The following is a 17,763-nucleotide window of genomic DNA, read 5'->3' as shown; positions in this document are numbered from 1 at the left end:
ATTTATACTAATTGCGCTTCAGTTACAACGGCTGCCTGGAAGATATCTAAGTAACGATTGAGTTCCATCTTTAAATCTTCATTAACAATATCTCCATCTACAAAATTGTCATAAAACATGGGCATTGAAAAAGTACCTGTAATGTCGGCAGCATGAAAAGGAAACCTATTTTCTGCAATATTTAAAACCGATTTTCCACCACGAGGACCTGGCGCCGTAGCCATCAAAAATACTGGTTTACCTTCAAAAAACTCTCCCATTATCCTAGAAACCCAGTCCATCAAATTCTTAAACCCAGCAGAATAAGCGCCATTATGCTCTGCTAAAGAAATCACTATACCGTCTGCTTCTTGTAATTTTTTAAAAAATGAATGAGCATTGGCTGGTTGCCCTCCCATTTCAGCTTCTAAATCGACACTATAAATGGGTAAAGGAAAATCATTTAAATCCAGAACCTCATAGTCTACCCCTTCCATTAACTCTCCAACATAACTTGCTAATTGCTTGTTGATGGATGCTTTCCCAATACTGGCTCCAAATGCTATTATTTTTTTCATATCCTATTTAATTTATTTTCCATGGCAAATATATGACAATTTAATTTATTTTCCAAGGAAACTAATTAAAAGCTTACTACCTTCATTTTTCTGACTAGAGCGATTTGAGTCCTAACAAGTTTTGTATTTTAGCACACACAAACTTTACAAACATGGATATTAACTTCAATAAGAACGAAGATTATAATAAACTTTTAGTTTCCGATTTAAAAAGCAAATTGGCCCAAGTGAAAATGGGTGGTGGAAAAAGTCGGATTGAAAAACAGCATTCTCAGGGCAAATTAACGGCCAGGGAACGCATCGATTACTTGCTGGACAAAGACTCCAAAAATATAGAAATTGGTGCTTTTGCAGGGGATGGTATGTATGCCGAACATGGTGGCTGTCCCTCTGGAGGCGTTGTTGTAAAAATAGGCTACATCCAAGGGAAACAATGTATTGTAGTCGCTAACGATGCGACTGTAAAAGCCGGGGCCTGGTTCCCTATCACAGGTAAAAAAAACCTGAGAGCTCAAGAGATTGCTATAGAAAATAAACTACCAATCATTTATTTAGTAGATTCTGCCGGGGTTTATTTACCCATGCAAGATGAAATTTTTCCAGATAAGGAGCATTTTGGACGCATTTTTAGAAACAATGCCGTAATGAGCAGTATGGGGATTACCCAAATTGCTGCTGTTATGGGCAGTTGTGTTGCCGGTGGGGCTTACCTTCCTATCATGAGTGATGAAGCTTTGATCGTTGATAAAACGGGAAGCATCTTTTTGGCAGGAAGTTATTTGGTAAAAGCTGCCATAGGTGAATCTATTGATAATGAAACCTTAGGAGGTGCCACTACACATTGTGAGGTGAGTGGCGTTACTGATTATAAGGCCAAGGACGATAAAGATGCTTTGGATACTATTAAAAATATTGTAGATAAAATAGGAGATTTTGACAAAGCAGGATTCAACAGAAAAGATGCCATAAAACCTAAAGAAAATCCAAGTGATATTTATGGTATTTTACCTAAGAGTAGAGCCGATCAATACGATATGTATGAAATTATCAAACGCTTGGTAGATGGTTCAGAATTTGAAGAATACAAGGCAGGTTATGGTAAAACCATTATCACGGGTTATGCAAGGATTGACGGTTGGTCTGTTGGTATTGTTGCCAATCAACGGACGTTAGTAAAAACGACAAAATCTAAAACCAAACCAAGTGAAATGCAGTTTGGTGGCGTGATCTACAATGATTCTGCCGATAAAGCGACCCGATTTATAGCTAACTGCAACCAAAAGAAAATACCCTTGGTTTTTTTACAGGATGTGACGGGCTTTATGGTAGGGAGTAAAAGTGAACATAGTGGCATCATTAAGGATGGAGCAAAAATGGTGAATGCAGTTAGTAACTCGGTTGTTCCTAAATTCACCATCGTCATAGGAAATAGCTACGGAGCAGGAAACTATGCTATGTGCGGTAAAGCCTATGACCCTAGATTGATTGTAGCCTGGCCTAGTGCTGAGCTTGCTGTCATGAGTGGTAATTCGGCAGCTAAAGTTTTACTTCAAATTGAAAAGGCATCCTTAGAAAAACAGGGAGAAAAGATTACCAAAGAGAAAGAAGAAAAGTTATTTAATCAAATCAAGGCAAGATACGACAATCAAGTGTCCCCTTACTATGCCGCAGCTAGATTGTGGACCGATGCCGTCATTGATCCTTTGGACACCAGAAAATGGATTTCAATGGGAATAGAGGCCGCCAATCATGCTCCTATTGAGAAACAATTTAATTTAGGGGTGTTACAAGTTTAGAATAATCGTGTTTTTTTCGTACCTTAAGCATTAACAATCAACAAATTAATAGCGATGGGAACAATTAAAACACTTAACAAGTGGGCAAATGCGCATACGTATTACCCATTAGATGCCGTACGGGTGGCTCTAGGTGTCTTTCTTTTTATTAAAGGAATACACTTCATGAGCAACACCCAAATATTAATGGATCTCTTTACTCCTATTCAAAATTTAGCGGGAGGTATGATTACTGTTCATTATGTGGCTCCTGCACATTTTATTGGAGGTATGTTGATAGCTTTCGGTCTATTGACACGTTGGGCCATAATTGCCCAATTACCAATTTTGATTGGAGCTATAATGATCAATTTTGTAGGAGAAATGCATGTAGGCAACCTTATTGTCGCCACAGCCACACTGATGGTATGTATTTTCTTCATTTTTTATGGCTCGGGAAAGCATTCTGCTGACTATTACTTTAAAATGCAACAGTAAAAAAAGCGACCAATTGGTCGCTTTTTTTTTAAATTCCTTGATAGGTTTGAATCAGTCGGATAAATTCTGCGCGATACCCATTTCTATCTGGCCCTCTACCCTCTTTCGCCAAAGCAACAACATCTTCTAGGCTGGTATCATTGGCATATTTAGAATGTCGTAACTGCATACCAGCCAAGGCTACTGCTGCACTAAACTTCATATCAACACTTGGAGAATTCAACTCATCCCGTTGCACATGTACCATCTCAATACTGGAGTTTTCATCAGGCTTTTTGTATCTAAATTTTACGGTAAATAATTCATTCGAAGCGTTGACATTTGTTGGTTTTGTATATTTCAAATCTGGTGTTTCTCTTAAATATTTACTGCTGACACCCACGGGAATTACCTCATACAAAGCGGTAACCGTGTGACCACTGCCTAATTCTCCCGCATCTTTTGTATCATCAATAAAGTCTTCATCTGCCAACATTCTGTTTTCATATCCTATTAATCTATAGGCTTGTATTTTAGCTGGGTTGAACTCTATTTGAATCTTTACATCCTTGGCGATGGTGAAAAGGGTGCCTCCAAACTCTTTCCCAAATACCTTTTGAGCTTCTTGCATGTTATCTATATAGGCATGATTGCCATTCCCTTTATCTGCCAAAGTTTCAAGCTTAGAATCTTTGTAATTACCATATCCAAACCCAAGTACCGATAAAAACACACCCGATTTTCTTTTTTCTTCTATCAGTTGCTTCATATCCTTATCACTTGAGGCTCCGACATTAAAATCTCCATCAGTGGCCAAAATCACACGGTTATTCCCTCCTTTTATAAAATGCTTTTCGGCCAATTCATAAGCCAAAGTAATCCCGGCACCACCGGCCGTGGATCCACCGGCTTCCAATCGGTCCAAAGCATTGATTATTTTAGATTTAAACTTTCCTGAAGTAGGCTCTAAAACCATTCCAGCAGCCCCTGCATAAACCACTATAGAAACCTTGTCATCCTCTCGTAATTGATTGACCAAAAGTTTAAATGCTTGCTTTAAAAGCGGGAGCTTATTTTCTGAACCCATAGAGCCAGAGACATCTATCAAGAAAGTTAAATTGGATGGTGGTAAATTCTTGTTTTCAATGGTTTTTCCCTGCAAACCAATACGTATCAATTTGGAGTCATTATTCCACGGTGTTTCCACCACCTCTGTATTAATGGAAAAGGGATGCTCTCCCGTAGGCTGCGGATAATCATAAGAAAAATAATTCACCATTTCTTCAATTTTGACGGCATCAGGTTCCACAACATAACCACTATTAATCATTCGCCTAATGTTGCTATATGCTGCCTTATCTACATCTATAGAAAATGTAGACAAAGGTGAGGAATGAACATTCTCAAAATTGTTTTCTTGGATCGTTGCATAACTTTCGTTATCAGAAATTCTAAAATTCCCACCTTGTGTTGTGATTACAATACAACCATTTTTAGCTATTCTCCCGAATTTCTTTTTAGCCTCCGCTTTGTCATAAACAACCTTTGAGTGAATACTGTCCTTTGCAATGGATTCAACCAATGAATTATTATCTTGGGCTATGGGCATTCCATCTACAATATATAAGGGCGCTTCTTTAATTTTTTTGGATTTGCCCTGACTTTTTGTTTGAACTACCAAGACGCCGTTACCTCCTTGAGCCCCATATAATGCAGCTCCATTGGCTCCTTTTAAAATCTCTACATTTTTGATATTCTTCTGGTTTATTTTGGATAATTCCTTCTCTGAGGAAATAACCCCGTCAATAACAATTATAGTATTGCTATTTCTATTTACTGAGCGGTTTCCCCTTAAAACTATGCGCGTATTCTGCTTTTTATTAGGATTTCCATTATTAATTTGTAGGCCAGAAACCTTTCCAGATAAGCTATTGACTAAATTTGGGTTTTGTGCCTGACTTAGTTCTTCTGCCTTTATCACTTGGCTAGATGTTGTAATTTGATTAAGACTTCTCTTGGTGCCAAGAACGGATATTACAACTTCATCTATGCTTTGAACATCAGGCTCCATGGCAAAACTGAAACCTGTCTGCCTTTCAACTTTTTTTTCAGTAGTCACATAACCTACATAGGTATAAACCAAAACATCGCCGACCTGAGCTTTAATGGTATATTTTCCATCAAAATCTGTTTGGGTGCCTTCTTGGGTTCCTTTAATTACAATGTTGACTCCGGGTAATGGTAAACCATTTTCGTCTGCTATCATTCCAGAAACGGTCATTTCCTGAGCTGATATTTGTAAGCTAATTAAGCAAACAAATAAGGTATTTAAAATTGCTTTCATGATTAGTGTGTTTATTGATTTAGCATAAAACTAAATCCTACAAACCAATCAAAACAATGATATTTAGGCAACTATACCTTTGGCTTAGGGAAGCATCAGCATGAACTAGTCAGTGCTTAAAATTCGATCTTGGAGAGAATTTGTTCTTTCTTTTTCGGCAAGAGCCTTATCACTTTGATCTCCTGAGTTTCTTCGGGTTTACCATAATTCTTAAATACGGTAAGCTTTAAATAAACAGGTTTATCAGATTTATTTTGATAGTCTGCCATAAGATAATATGCTCCCATTTGAGCCGTAGAATTGGTATATTCTACTAAACCGTACATGCTAAAAAAATTACCTCCCATTTCGGTCTTCATATGGTCATTACTGCTTATTTCTCTATTGGGATCAATCAATTTCAAATTGATATCCACATCATCCCGATTGGAATCTACCAATATTCGCAACTTGTATTGAATTTTTAAATTTTTGTCGGCATAATCCTCAAGTTGCATCAACACCTTACCCACATCATTATAACTTACTTCCTGAACCTTCTGATAGTTGGAGACTTCCAACTTTTCCATAAGATCCTTATTGTACAATTTATTAAATAGATTATAGGCATTTTCAAACTGACCCACTTCGTAATTGGATAAAGCCAGTTGGCGATAAGACCTGCCATCCTGAGGTTGTAAGGAAAGTATTTTATTGTAAAACAAATTGGCCGCTTCCAATTGACCTTCACTCTCCAATTGGTAAGCCATAGCCCTTAATGTGAAATGGTTTGTAAATGAGCTGTCCAACAGCTGCTTTAAGATAGAAGCAGCTTTATCCTCCTGTCCTTGGGATGAGAAAAATTTATAGCCCTCTACATAATATGAGGTAATTTCATTCTTTTTCGGACTATAATTGGTATAAACGCTTGAAGCCTCATCCATACTCCCTGCCCTTTCAAGTTTGTTAATAAAATCAGGAGTCTTTTCCTTTAAATCAACTTTTGGTGTTTTGAAATAAAAGGTTTCAGTGGAATAATTGGGAACATAATTTTCTTGACGACCAGTTTGAACAGATTTCTTCGTTTTTACCATAACCACTCCATTGCCTGCTCGCGCCCCGTATAAAACAGCTGCATTTGCTCCCTTTAAAATAGTAACAGACTCTATCAATCTGGGGTCTAAATTTGCAAAATGTTGATAAGTTGAAGGAATTCCATCAATTACAACTAAAGCAGAATTGTTTGTCGTTAAAAACCTGATTCCTCTTAACCTAATTTCTTTTGTTTCTTCTGCCCTTTTTACAACAGATGATCCTGGATTAGGAGTCGTCAGAGTTAATCCACTTACCTTACTATCTAAAGCCTCTATGACATTAGAACTCCTCCCAATGTTTAAATCTTCTGAATTTACTGTTTGATAGGCATAAACGATGGAGTTCGGATCTTTTTTCATTCCTAAAGCGCCGTCTGCAGGTTTAGATCGTCTCTGATCTTCAAACACTGGTTCCCGCCTCATATAAACTACCTGTAATGTGGTATTTCCCACAATGGTACGTTTAGGTAAATAACCATTCTTATGAAAATCTAGCGTATCGTTGGCTTTAACTTTTATAGTAAAAGTTCCCTCCTCATCCGTTTTCGTTTTTTCAAAAAATCCTTTACGGGTAACCTGAACTCCTGAAAAAGGCTTTAATTCTTCATCATAAACTGTTCCATAAAGATTCCTGATTGGTTCATTTTGGGCGTATAGATTCACCCCCAGCAATATCAGGAAAATCATCAGTAGATTTCTCATAACTTAAGTAGTTTACCTACTAAAAATACAAGAAATTCTTACGAATCACAAAATCCTTTTAAGCGTTTCCTCTCTCCTTACTTTTCCAGAAGAAGTTTCTTCAAATTGAGGTATATTGTAAATGGCTTTGGGCTTCTCATAGGTATCCAAAGCTTCAAAAACTTTCGGCTCTACCACATTGAAATCTCCTTCAACCACCAAAATGACCTTCTCTCCTAATGTAGGATCTGGTTGGGAGGCGAAAAAGAAACGTCTATCCATTTGGTCCTGAATCTTGGCTTCCATCAACTCTGGAAGTAATTTTATCCCACCTGAATTAATAACATTATCAACTCTTCCTAACCAATCAAATTCAGTTTCAGAATAAATCTCAACCAAATCATTGGTAACAATAGGTTCCTGAGATAATCTAGGGGCATTGATAACCAAACATCCCCTGTCATCCTTGGAAACCGTAATTTTAGGTAGCGTTCTGTATGGAGCGTTCTTTTTTGTGGTATGATTTAATTTTTTTAACCCAATATGGCTTAAAGTTTCAGCCATACCATAAGTCATATAAACACGGGTAGAAATGTGTTGGATTTTGGCCACCAATTCTTTTGAAATGGGAGCTCCTCCAACGATTAAAATTTTGACATGTTCAATGGTGTCCAAGCTATTTTCCAATTGCATAGGTGTCATGGCAGCAAAATCATAGTCTTTGGTTAAAACTATTTTGGATTTAGGTTCAACAACATCCAATTCCAAGCCCAAAATAAGACCTCTAACCAACATCATTTCCCCAGCAATAAAATTAATAGGTAAACAATGTAAGGCGCTATCACCTGGTTTTAATTTGAAAAAATCACCGGTAGAAATCGCCGAATTAACCATGGCTTGTTTTTCTACATGAAATTCTTTTGGAGCACCTGTAGAACCAGAAGATTGAATGGTAATGAGCGGACTGTCATCCATCCAGTTATTAATAAAATCACCCACCTTCTTCTCATAGGGTAAACCTTCTTTTATGTAGCTATAAGCGACTTCCTTTAAATCATCTTGAGCAAAATGATACTCGTTGAGTTTGAAACGGTTATGGATTTTATCGAACTTTGGAATCATCAGTCTAAAATTTTATAATCTTCTTTAATAGGTTCTTCTACATGACCAAAAAGCTTGTCCTTCCAATTGGTCCATCGATATTTCTTCGAAAATATGAATAATAAGATTGGGAATAAAACAAAAACGGGTAAAAAAACGTCAAAAAAACCAGCAGCAGTCGGATTGGAAATATCCTTTAAAATGGAGTGTGTTTGAAACGCTGTCCAATCTGCGGTAACCAACAAAGCAGTAAACAAATTATTGGCCGCATGGAAACCCAAAGCCAATTCCATACCATCATCCATAAGGGTCATAATTCCAAGAAAAAGTCCCGTTCCTATGTAATAAATCATAATGATGTAGCCCATTTTTTCTACTTCGGGATTTGCAATATGTAACAAACCGAAAATAAGTGAAGTAATTGCTAAAGGCAACCATCTAGTTTTTGATATAACACCTAATCCCTGCATTAAATAGCCCCGGAACAAATACTCTTCAAAACTGGTTTGCAAGGGGATAAACACCACAGAAATCAACAAGAGGATTAAAAATGGGATCATTTTAAAATTCCATTGGTAATTTTCTGGGTTCATATAATAATCTGCTACAACAAAGGAAGAACTCAAAATGCCCCAAAGCAAAAAGGCAAATAAAATACGCCCCCAATCTATTTTTTTTCGTGCTGTTGTTAAGGAAGTAATTGTTTGTTTATGTAAAGTCCTGACCACAAAAAAGACGCCAACCAAACCTGCTGCAAAAGACAATAACATGAGAAATAAATTAAGGTTGGATTCCAACATGCCCATCATTTGGGTTTCATCCATACCAAATATATTCTCGCCGCTTTCAAATGCCTTAAAAAATACGGCTACCGTGAAGGGTATTTGACCAATAATTACGGCAAAAATAACAACTAAAAGACCTATCAAATAGCGCCACCAATCATGCAGCACATTAAACGCTTGGGTTATATACATAAACTACAAGTTAAATTTCCAATTTAAATTATTCTGGTACTCTAACGTACCATCACTTACCGTTAGAGGGCTGTCAAAATTATTAGTAAAAAGACCACCAGTCCCTAACCCTTGTGGCATCCTATTTTTTAGTGTGTAAGTCCATTGCGCAATAGCGTTAAGACCCACATTACTTTCCAATGCACTAGTAATCCACCAACCTATATTCTCTCTTTCTGCCAAATTAATCCATTCTTGGCTTCCTTGCCATCCTCCCACAAAACTAGGTTTTAAAATAATGTATTGTGGCTTGATGGTTTGTAGCAATTCCTGCTTACTTGTTACATCAAAAACACCAATTAATTCTTCATCTAAGGCTATAGGAAAAGGCGTAAGCTCACAAAGTTGTGCCATTTCTTGAAATTGACCTTGTTTTATGGGTTGCTCAATGGAATGCAAATCCAATTCAGCCAATTTTTTTAATTTATCCAAGGCTTCTGAAGGATGAAAAGCACCATTAGCATCCACTCTTATTTCTATTTCTTCTTTAGAAAAGCTTTTTCTTATGGACTTTAACAACTTGAATTCGGTCTCAAAATCAATGGCACCAATTTTCATTTTAATACAATTGAAGCCAGTGGACAGTTTAGATTCAATCTGCTCTTTCATAAAATCTTCATTGCCCATCCAAATAAGACCATTGATAGCGATAGAATCCTCTCCTTTTGTAAATGCAGAAGGAAACAGTTCAAATGGTGTTTGGCTTTCTAGAGATTTAAAGGCCATTTCCAATCCAAACTGAATACTGGGGAATTCTTTATTAGCCTCGTATAGTGCGGGTAGCCCCAATGAAATGTTGTGGCATGTCCATTTTAATTGATGCTCATAATCAGGTCTATCATCGGCACTTAGTCCTCTTAATATACCACATTCTCCTATTCCCCTTTTACCATTCTGTTCTAAAATGAAAAACCACGTTTCTTTGGTTTTTAATATGCCTCTTGATGTACCGCTAGGTTTTTTAAACTGAAGTTGGTGTTGTTTGTACTCTGCTGTCATCACATCTCAAAATTACTGATAAAAATGGTTATTTTAGAGAGATTTTTTAAAAGATATATGCCAGATTTTCCAAATATTATTTTATTCGCCATTCCATTTTTTATTTTGGCTATGTTGGTGGAATTGTTTGTAACAACACGCTCAAAATTTAAGGAAACCAAGGGCTATGAAGTTAAAGATGCCTTTGCATCTATTGCTATGGGATTGGGCAATGTCTTTTTAGGCTTTTTGAGTAAAGCCATCGTTTTAGGATGCCTTTTTCTGGTTTACGAACATCTTAGATTTTTTACTATTCCCGTTACTTGGTGGAGCTTTGTCTTGTTATTTTTTGCTGATGATCTATCCTACTATTGGTTTCATCGTGTTTCACACGAATGCCGCTTATTTTGGGCTTCACACGTGGTTCACCATTCGTCACAACATTACAATTTAAGTACGGCTCTTAGACAAACGTGGTCTGGCAGTTTCTATTCCTTTATTTTTTGGCTTTGGTTGCCGTTGGTAGGGTTTCACCCAGCCATGATCATGCTTCAGATGTCAATTAGTCTTCTTTATCAATTTTGGATTCATACGGAGGCTATTGACAAACTACCAAAATGGTTTGAAGCTATATTTAATACACCTTCCCATCATCGTGTACATCATGGAAGTAATCCCATTTATTTAGACAGAAACCATGCTGGCATTCTAATAGTATGGGACAAACTTTTTGGTACGTTTCAACCCGAATTGGAAACCGAAAAGGTCAAATACGGACTAGTTAAAAACCTCAACACCTTCAATCCCATTAAAATTGCATTTTTAGAATGGGTTTATATGTTTAAAGATGTTTTTACGGGAAAGAAAACCTTAAAAGACCGCTGGAATTATGTAACCAAACCACCAGGATGGAAACATGATGGCACTGGAAAATTAAGCAATGACTTGCGAGAGGAGTGGTTCAAAACCTCAAAGAAATCAGTCTGATAAAAGGTCCTTAAGTTTAATTCGAAACCCACTTGAGTCCAACAATCGATATAATTAACGTCGAAATAAAAAAGAGTCTCCAGAACGTCGCTGGTTCCTTGAACACAAAAATACCTATAAGCACAGTTCCCACAGCTCCTATTCCTGTCCAAACCGCATAAGCAGTTCCTATGGGTAGTTCTTTAGACACTTTCACTAATAGCAACATACTTATCGCTAAACAAATTAAAAAGCCCAAATACCAATATGTGGCTTCGCTTCCTGACGACTCCTTGGCTTTCCCTAAACAAGCAGCAAAGGCTACTTCAAATAATCCGGCAATAATAAGTAAAACCCAATTCATAATTGATGTTTGAAATTATAATTACTCATAAGATATACTTATTTGCCTCCCCTGCTCTTTTAAAAAAATAATATTGGAAGGTACTTTCTCAGGAAGCTTTTCATTGGGATACAGATGATAAATCCCAAACATTTTGGTTTCTACAGGAATTCTCTCATTTTGCAAATTCATAAACATCCATGGGTTCATAAATGCCAAATCCAATTCTTTCAAGCTTTTAATTACCTCAACATCCCCAGTATCACCAGAGAGGAAAATTCGTTTTCCATGCCACGTAATCACATAGGAATAATGTTTAAAAGATATACCATAAACCTTGTGTTCTGTTCTAAAAGGTTCAATTTGAAAATCTAAACTTTTCGATTCCAATTCTTTTAATTCTTCAACATTCCAAGGGCCATATTTCTCACCCTCAAACGGTTTTAATAGTTTATATGAATAATGATCTGCATGCTTATGGGTAAATAAAAAAATGGCATTCTCCTTAATTTGCTCAATTTCCTCATTCTCGTATTCCATATAACTATAAGCTCCCGATTTATAGGGAAAATCGACATACAAATTGATGGTTCCATCAGTCATGAACAAGCCACAATTCCCAATGAATTTAATTTGTATTTCATTGGTTTGACTAGTGATAAAAAGTGGTGCCAAACCGATACTAAAATACAGTAATAATTTAGTTAAAAAGTTAATCATGAGCCTGCTATAATAATTCTTAAAAAGCCAAACGTTGGAATTTATACTAAAGTAATAAAAATAAGCTCTAAATCTATTATATGAAAGTGGAACGCCTAACCAAAACAAAAAAAAATCTTGCCGATTACAGTATCAAGTCATTTTCTTATAAATCAATTACTTATATTTAACTATCTAAAATCAATCTCTAAATGAAAATTTTAAAACTCTTTTCCATTGCCCTTGTTTTATTTCTTCAATTTACAATTCAAGCCCAACAAAAAACAAAACCAGCCGACAGTCTAAAAAAAGCTACCAAAGAATTACCTCTGGAACCAGAAAGAACTATTTCCTTTAGCACAGATAAAGGAACCTGGATTTCTGTGGATGTTAGCCCAGATGGTAAAACCATAGCCTTTGACCTGATGGGAGATATTTATACCATTCCGATTTCTGGTGGTAAAGCCACCCAGATCACTCAGGGTATGGCATATGATGTACATCCACGTTTTAGCCCAGATGGTAAATCTCTGGCTTTTATTTCAGATAAAAGTGGTTGCGATAACATTTGGATCTTAGATTTGGAAACCAAAAAAGACAAACAAATTAGCGAAGAGAAAAAGCATAATTTCTTTTCTGTAGTCTGGACTCCTGATGGTGATTATCTCATAGGCAGTAAAGGTCGCAGAAATATCAAACTTCACGTCTACCATAAAGATGGAGGCTCTGGAAGTCAGTTATTTGATAAGCCAAAAGATCTAAAGGCCATTGATCAAGCTTTTGGAGCGGATGGTAAATTGCTCTATTTCTCACAACGTAACAAAGCTTGGAATTATAACGCTCAGTTGCCCCAATATCAAATAGGAACCTATGATATGGAAGACGCAGATATGGCTGTTATTACCTCCAGATATGGCTCCGCCTTCACTCCTACCCTATCACCAGATGGCAAATGGTTGGTTTACGGAACACGGTTTGAGGCTGAAACAGGTTTAATACTTCGCAACTTAAGTTCGGGTGAAGAACGATGGTTAGCCTATCCGGTTCAACGAGACGAACAAGAGTCCATTGCGCCTTTAGGTGTTCTTCCTGGTATGTCGTTTACACCCGATAGTAAAAACTTAATCGCTTCATACGGTGGGAAAATCTATTCCATTTCTATCGAATCCAATACAGCCAAGGAAATCCCTTTCACTGTGGATTTAAAATTGCATTTAGGTCCTCGAGTAAAATTCAATTACCCTATCGAGGATAGTGAAGAAGCTTTGATTACGCAAATACGTGATGCCAAACCGTCTCCAGATGGTTCCAAATTGGCCTTTACAGCCTTAAATAGATTATACATTATGGAACTTCCTGATGGAAAACCCAAACGACTTACAGACAATGCCTTTACTGAAGCACATCCTTCATGGTCTCCAGATGGAAGTCAAATTGTATTTACTACCTGGAAAAATGATGGCGGTCATTTATATAAAGTCAGCGCAAATGGAAAAGGAAAACCAATACAACTTACCAAAGAACCTGGAATCTACACCTTCCCTAGGTGGTCTTACAAACAAAATCGAATTGCCTTTCACAGAAGTTCGGCGCAAACCTATAAAGATGTCATTGGTCCTGTAGCAGAAAGAGCCAATGAGGATTTGGTTTGGATTTCTTCAGATGGCGGTGACATTACTTTTATAGATAAGACCAAAGGCAGGGAAAAGCCACATTTCACAAAAGTGGATGACCGCATTTATTTAAGTCATCCGGAGAAAGGTTTGCTTTCTGTTCGTTGGGACGGCACAGATGAAAAAAGCCATTTAAAACTAAAAGGAATTGAAACTTTTGGATCCTATGATGTGTTTAGCGACCATCATAGCGAAGGTCATGAACCGAGTCTTTTGCCACAAATGGATGACAATCGAGCTGAAGATGATAAATCTTCCAAGCCTAGTGAAGTGTTCATTTCACCAGATGGCAAAAGAGCCTTAGCACAAATTAATAATGATATTTTTAGCATTACCATTCCGCGTTATGGAAAAACGCCTACCATTTCTGTTGCCAAAGCAGAAAAAGCAGCATTTCCAGCGATGAAATTAACCGTTTTAGGAGGCGAATTCCCTGCCTGGTCAAATGATAGTAACACCATCCATTGGTCTCTTGGATCCAGTCATTTCCGATATGATCTAGCCGAGGGCAAACGCTTCAATGATAGTATAGCTGAACTAAAAAAGCAGCAAAAAGAGAAATTGGAAGCAACCAAGAAATTGGATAGCACGGTCAAAGATATTATCATGGACAAAAAGGAAGAAAAATTTGATGATTTTGAAGCGGAAGAGATAAAAATTAAGGTTTTTTACAAAAAAGATACTCCGAAAGGGAATTTATTATTGCAGGGAGCTCGCATTATAACCATGAAGGATGACGAGGTCATTGAAAATGGAGACCTTCTTATTGAAAATAATCGCATCAAAGCCATTGGTTCCTCCGGAAGCTTAAATATTCCTTCGGGCACCCAAGTGATTGATGTGACGGGAAAAACAATTACACCAGGTTTTGTAGACACTCACGCCCATATGTGGCCTACTTGGGGTGTTCATAAAAATCAAATGTGGATGTATTCGGCCAATTTAGCTTATGGCGTTACAACTACCAGAGATCCTCAAACCATGACCACCGATGTTCTAACCTATGCCGATATGGTTGATGCTGGTATGCTAGCTGGACCTAGAGTCTATAGTACAGGACCAGGTGTAGGTTACTGGATGTACCAAATTGAAAGCTTGGATCATGCCAAGAAAGTTTTGAAACAATACAGTGAATACTACCAAACAAAAACCATCAAAATGTACTTGGTGGGTAACCGCCAACAACGCCAATGGGTCATCATGGCAGCCAAAGAACTCGGCTTAATGCCAACAACTGAAGGAGGTTTGGATTTTAAATTGAATATGACACAATTATTAGATGGATACCCTGGGCATGAACACGCCCTACCTATCTATCCTATTTATGAGGATGTGGTTAAAACAATTGCGCAATCACAAATGGCAGTAACCCCTACCCTTTTGGTAGCCTATGGAGGTCCTTGGGGAGAGAATTACTTTTACTCCAGAGAGAATGTTTGGGGCGATCAAAAACTTCAATATTTCACTCCTTATGAAGAATTGGCACAAAAAAGTCGCAGAAGACCAGCATGGTTTATGGATGAAGAACATGTATTTAAAAAGCATGCCGTATTTATGAAGGACTTGGTAGAAACTGATGGACTGGCAGGTATTGGAAGCCACGGACAATTACAAGGACTAGGTTATCATTGGGAACTATGGGCGGTAGCTAGTGCCGGCATGAAAAATCATGATGCGCTAAAGGTAGCTACGATTATTGGTGCCACAGCTCTAGGACTTGAAAAAGATCTTGGTTCCATTGAGATTGGAAAATTAGCCGATATCAATATCATGGATGAAAACCCATTGGAAGAATTAAGAAATACCAATACCCTCAAATATGTTGTTAAAAACGGAAAGGTTTATGACGCCAACAATTTAGACGAAGTATGGCCTAAGGAACAAAAAGCTGAAACGTTTCACTGGCAAACTAAAAAGCCCGAAGGATTACCTGGAATAGGTAATTAATCCATACAAAAAATAAAGGTTGCTAAATTAGCAACCTTTATTTTTTGTTTAAAGTTTAAAGAAATTAAACAGCAGTGTAACCACCATCGGCTATAAAATAACCTCCAGTGGTAAAGGATGACTTATCTGAATTTAAAAACACCACCAATTCTGCAATTTCTTCAGCCTTACCCAATCGGTTCATACTGGCTTTGCTTGCTATAAAAGCTTTGGTTTCCTCGTCTAGATTTTCATCTAGTAAAGGTGTAGCTATATAACCAGGCCCCACTGCATTACAACGTATGTTTTTCTGCCCATATTCAGCAGCTATATTTTTGGTTAATCCTACCACTCCATGTTTTGAAGCCGTATATGCTGGACTCATAGGAGCTGCTACCATTCCGTGAATGGACGCCATGTTTACAATGCTTCCGCCACCATTTTTTTCCATCTGCTCCAATTGGTATCTACACGCATAAAAAACGCCATTTAAGTTCAAGGCAATTACTTTATCCCAAGCATCTATTGCGTATTCTCCTGTTATGGCAACTTGCCCACCAATACCAGCATTATTACACGCCACATCCAAACGGCCATAGGCCGCCACAATTTCTTTTACAATGCGTTCGTTATCTTCAGCTTTTGAAGAATCTGCCAAAATAAACAAGGCTTCACCTCCATTTTTAATGATTTCATCAACTACAGTTTTTCCATGATCTTCATTTATATCTGAAAGGGCTACTTTTGCACCTTCCCTAGCATAACATAGGGCAATAGCTTTCCCTATTCCAGATCCACCTCCAGAAACATATGCTATTTTATTATCTAATAATGACATTTTTTACATTTTTAAGTTCACTATCAAATTTACGAAATCCCCTACCCTTCAAAGTTCTAAAAGCCTTATAATTCTGTTAAATTAAGAACAGGACACTAAGATTTTCATCCCAGTCTTATTTCTTTAACATTCGAACGGAAAAGAATCCTAGAATTAAAATAATCAATATCATAATTCCCCAAAGCCAGAACTTACTTTTAAAAAGTGGTTCTTTATGATGCAATCCTTTTTTTTCTATCTTTTCTTCTATTCCCAGATCTAATACGATTAAAGAATCAGGTATTTGCGAACTAAATCGCGAGATATCATAATCTGCCTTTAAGGCTCTTTTATTTCCGTATGTGAGATAATATTTTGCAGGCTCTACAAAACGCGCCTTCAATTGGTATAAGAAGCCTTTTACTTCTATATCTTCTATAATTAAAGGATGATTGTTGTTGTTGTCAATAATCACCATAAAATTTTTAACCGTTGTACTTTCAAAGGGAAACGTATTGTCCTTTACAGAAGCCAAAGTCCCTCTTGTAAGTAAATTATATTGATTCTTCCAGCCGTTTTGAGTTTGAATACTATCTGCCAAATATTCGATTTTTAGAGGCCTATAAAAATCAAAGGTATCCTTCACATTGATTTTAATACTACTCATACGAACGGGCATAAGTAGTTCCACATCCAAAAGCGTCTGTTTATTAATTTTGTCTTGCTCAACCTCCATTTTTTTAATGGCATAGGTTTTTAAGGTTCCCGTAATTTTCTCATTTTTTACAAGCCTGGCCGATTTTAGATCTGGCTTTTGGTCTGTCTGAATATGAACTCGAAAAAACCTGTACTTGGAATCTGGGAAATTTAATGTTGTAAATTTGAAGTTGGTTTGGCCATTACTAATAGACAATATCCTATAATCCTCCATGACAGTAAACCATTCCTGCTGGTCCTGACTTCCTTGTAAAGTAAGATGCCAATCAAAATTTTCATTTTCAAAATCCAAGATCATTTGGTTCATAACCTCTTCGGAGGGAATTTCAAAAGTGAAATAATACCCTGTGCTATGTAATGACGTATTAAGTAATTTAAACTGAATTTCATTTACAATAAACTGATCAGAGGTATCCTCCAAAAGAAAAGGAGCTTGTATGGTATCATTATCTTTCGTCAATCCAAAAATGCGAACATCAGAGAGATCTTGTGAAATCTTACCAAACATATCGGTTGGTAGAATCACTTTATGCCATGGTTGGGATATACCTAGTAATTCCCTTTGGTGGTCATATTGACTCATTTGGCCAAAAAACTTAAAGCAAGCTGTGAAAAGAAAT

The 17,763-nt window shown here is 37.0% G+C and carries 14 protein-coding genes; 4 read left to right on the top strand and 10 right to left on the bottom strand.

Features of this window, described 5'->3' with window-relative positions:
* Window positions 1-2: 2 nt before the first annotated feature.
* Window positions 3-557, bottom strand: a complete 555-nt coding sequence (locus ZA07_RS15325; RefSeq protein WP_053972644.1) for an NADPH-dependent FMN reductase — start codon at window positions 555-557, stop codon at window positions 3-5.
* A gap of 152 nt (window positions 558-709) precedes the next feature.
* Here ZA07_RS15325 and ZA07_RS15320 point away from each other — a divergent pair, with 152 nt between their 5' ends.
* Together ZA07_RS15320 and ZA07_RS15315 are read left to right on the top strand one after the other, a co-directional pair.
* Entirely contained in the window at window positions 710-2,353 is a 1,644-nt protein-coding gene (locus tag ZA07_RS15320; protein WP_053972643.1) for an acyl-CoA carboxylase subunit beta, read from the top strand.
* Between the two features lie 54 nt (window positions 2,354-2,407).
* Window positions 2,408-2,830: a DoxX family protein gene (locus ZA07_RS15315; protein WP_053972642.1), complete on the top strand. Its 423-nt coding sequence runs from the start codon at window positions 2,408-2,410 to the stop codon at window positions 2,828-2,830.
* 28 nt (window positions 2,831-2,858) lie between these two features.
* On the opposite strand, the gene ZA07_RS15310 is transcribed toward ZA07_RS15315, so the two are convergent.
* The 5 genes from ZA07_RS15310 to ZA07_RS15290 form a co-directional block, all read right to left on the bottom strand.
* On the bottom strand, window positions 2,859-5,153 hold the full coding sequence (locus ZA07_RS15310; RefSeq protein ID WP_053972641.1) for a VWA domain-containing protein: 2,295 nt from the start codon (window positions 5,151-5,153) through the stop codon (window positions 2,859-2,861).
* 116 nt (window positions 5,154-5,269) lie between these two features.
* Window positions 5,270-6,928, bottom strand: a complete 1,659-nt coding sequence (locus ZA07_RS15305; RefSeq protein ID WP_082316636.1) for a TonB-dependent receptor plug domain-containing protein — start codon at window positions 6,926-6,928, stop codon at window positions 5,270-5,272.
* A 45-nt stretch (window positions 6,929-6,973) separates the two neighbouring features.
* A complete protein-coding gene (locus tag ZA07_RS15300; protein ID WP_053972639.1) occupies window positions 6,974-8,029 on the bottom strand; it encodes an AMP-binding protein in 1,056 nt (351 codons plus the stop codon).
* Window positions 8,029-8,985, bottom strand: coding sequence for a CPBP family intramembrane glutamic endopeptidase (locus ZA07_RS15295; protein ID WP_053972638.1), 957 nt, complete (start codon window positions 8,983-8,985; stop codon window positions 8,029-8,031). Before ZA07_RS15295 ends, ZA07_RS15300 begins: the two co-directional genes overlap by 1 nt.
* 3 nt (window positions 8,986-8,988) lie before the next feature.
* Window positions 8,989-10,023 carry an o-succinylbenzoate synthase gene (locus ZA07_RS15290; RefSeq protein WP_053972637.1) on the bottom strand — a complete coding sequence of 345 codons (1,035 nt, stop codon included), beginning with the start codon at window positions 10,021-10,023 and terminating at the stop codon, window positions 8,989-8,991.
* 57 nt (window positions 10,024-10,080) lie between these two features.
* Here ZA07_RS15290 and ZA07_RS15285 point away from each other — a divergent pair, with 57 nt between their 5' ends.
* Complete coding sequence (locus ZA07_RS15285) at window positions 10,081-10,989, top strand: sterol desaturase family protein (RefSeq protein WP_053972636.1); 909 nt, start codon at window positions 10,081-10,083, stop codon at window positions 10,987-10,989.
* 16 nt (window positions 10,990-11,005) lie between these two features.
* Here the strand turns inward: ZA07_RS15285 and ZA07_RS15280 are convergent, their stop codons facing one another.
* Together ZA07_RS15280 and ZA07_RS15275 are read right to left on the bottom strand one after the other, a co-directional pair.
* On the bottom strand, window positions 11,006-11,332 hold the full coding sequence (locus ZA07_RS15280; RefSeq protein WP_053972635.1) for a multidrug efflux SMR transporter: 327 nt from the start codon (window positions 11,330-11,332) through the stop codon (window positions 11,006-11,008).
* Between the two features lie 21 nt (window positions 11,333-11,353).
* The gene (locus ZA07_RS15275; RefSeq protein WP_053972634.1) at window positions 11,354-12,031 is read right to left on the bottom strand and encodes an MBL fold metallo-hydrolase; all 678 of its coding nucleotides are present in this window, start codon (window positions 12,029-12,031) and stop codon (window positions 11,354-11,356) included.
* 191 nt (window positions 12,032-12,222) lie between these two features.
* Here ZA07_RS15275 and ZA07_RS15270 point away from each other — a divergent pair, with 191 nt between their 5' ends.
* Window positions 12,223-15,630, top strand: a complete 3,408-nt coding sequence (locus tag ZA07_RS15270; protein WP_053972633.1) for an amidohydrolase family protein — start codon at window positions 12,223-12,225, stop codon at window positions 15,628-15,630.
* A 64-nt stretch (window positions 15,631-15,694) separates the two neighbouring features.
* On the opposite strand, the gene ZA07_RS15265 is transcribed toward ZA07_RS15270, so the two are convergent.
* Together ZA07_RS15265 and ZA07_RS15260 are read right to left on the bottom strand one after the other, a co-directional pair.
* Window positions 15,695-16,447 (bottom strand): SDR family NAD(P)-dependent oxidoreductase, encoded by a 753-nt coding sequence (locus ZA07_RS15265; protein WP_053972632.1) that lies wholly within the window; start codon window positions 16,445-16,447, stop codon window positions 15,695-15,697.
* A gap of 115 nt (window positions 16,448-16,562) precedes the next feature.
* Window positions 16,563-17,726 (bottom strand): DUF3999 family protein, encoded by a 1,164-nt coding sequence (locus tag ZA07_RS15260; RefSeq protein ID WP_053972631.1) that lies wholly within the window; start codon window positions 17,724-17,726, stop codon window positions 16,563-16,565.
* Between the last annotated feature and the right edge of the window lie 37 nt (window positions 17,727-17,763).

Origin of the sequence: Mangrovimonas sp. ST2L15, from assembly GCF_001280515.1 — a bacterium.
Lineage (GTDB): Bacteria > Bacteroidota > Bacteroidia > Flavobacteriales > Flavobacteriaceae > Mangrovimonas > Mangrovimonas futianensis.
The sequence above is the reverse complement of the archived record's forward strand: the minus strand, read 5'-3'. Positions and strand labels throughout refer to the sequence as shown.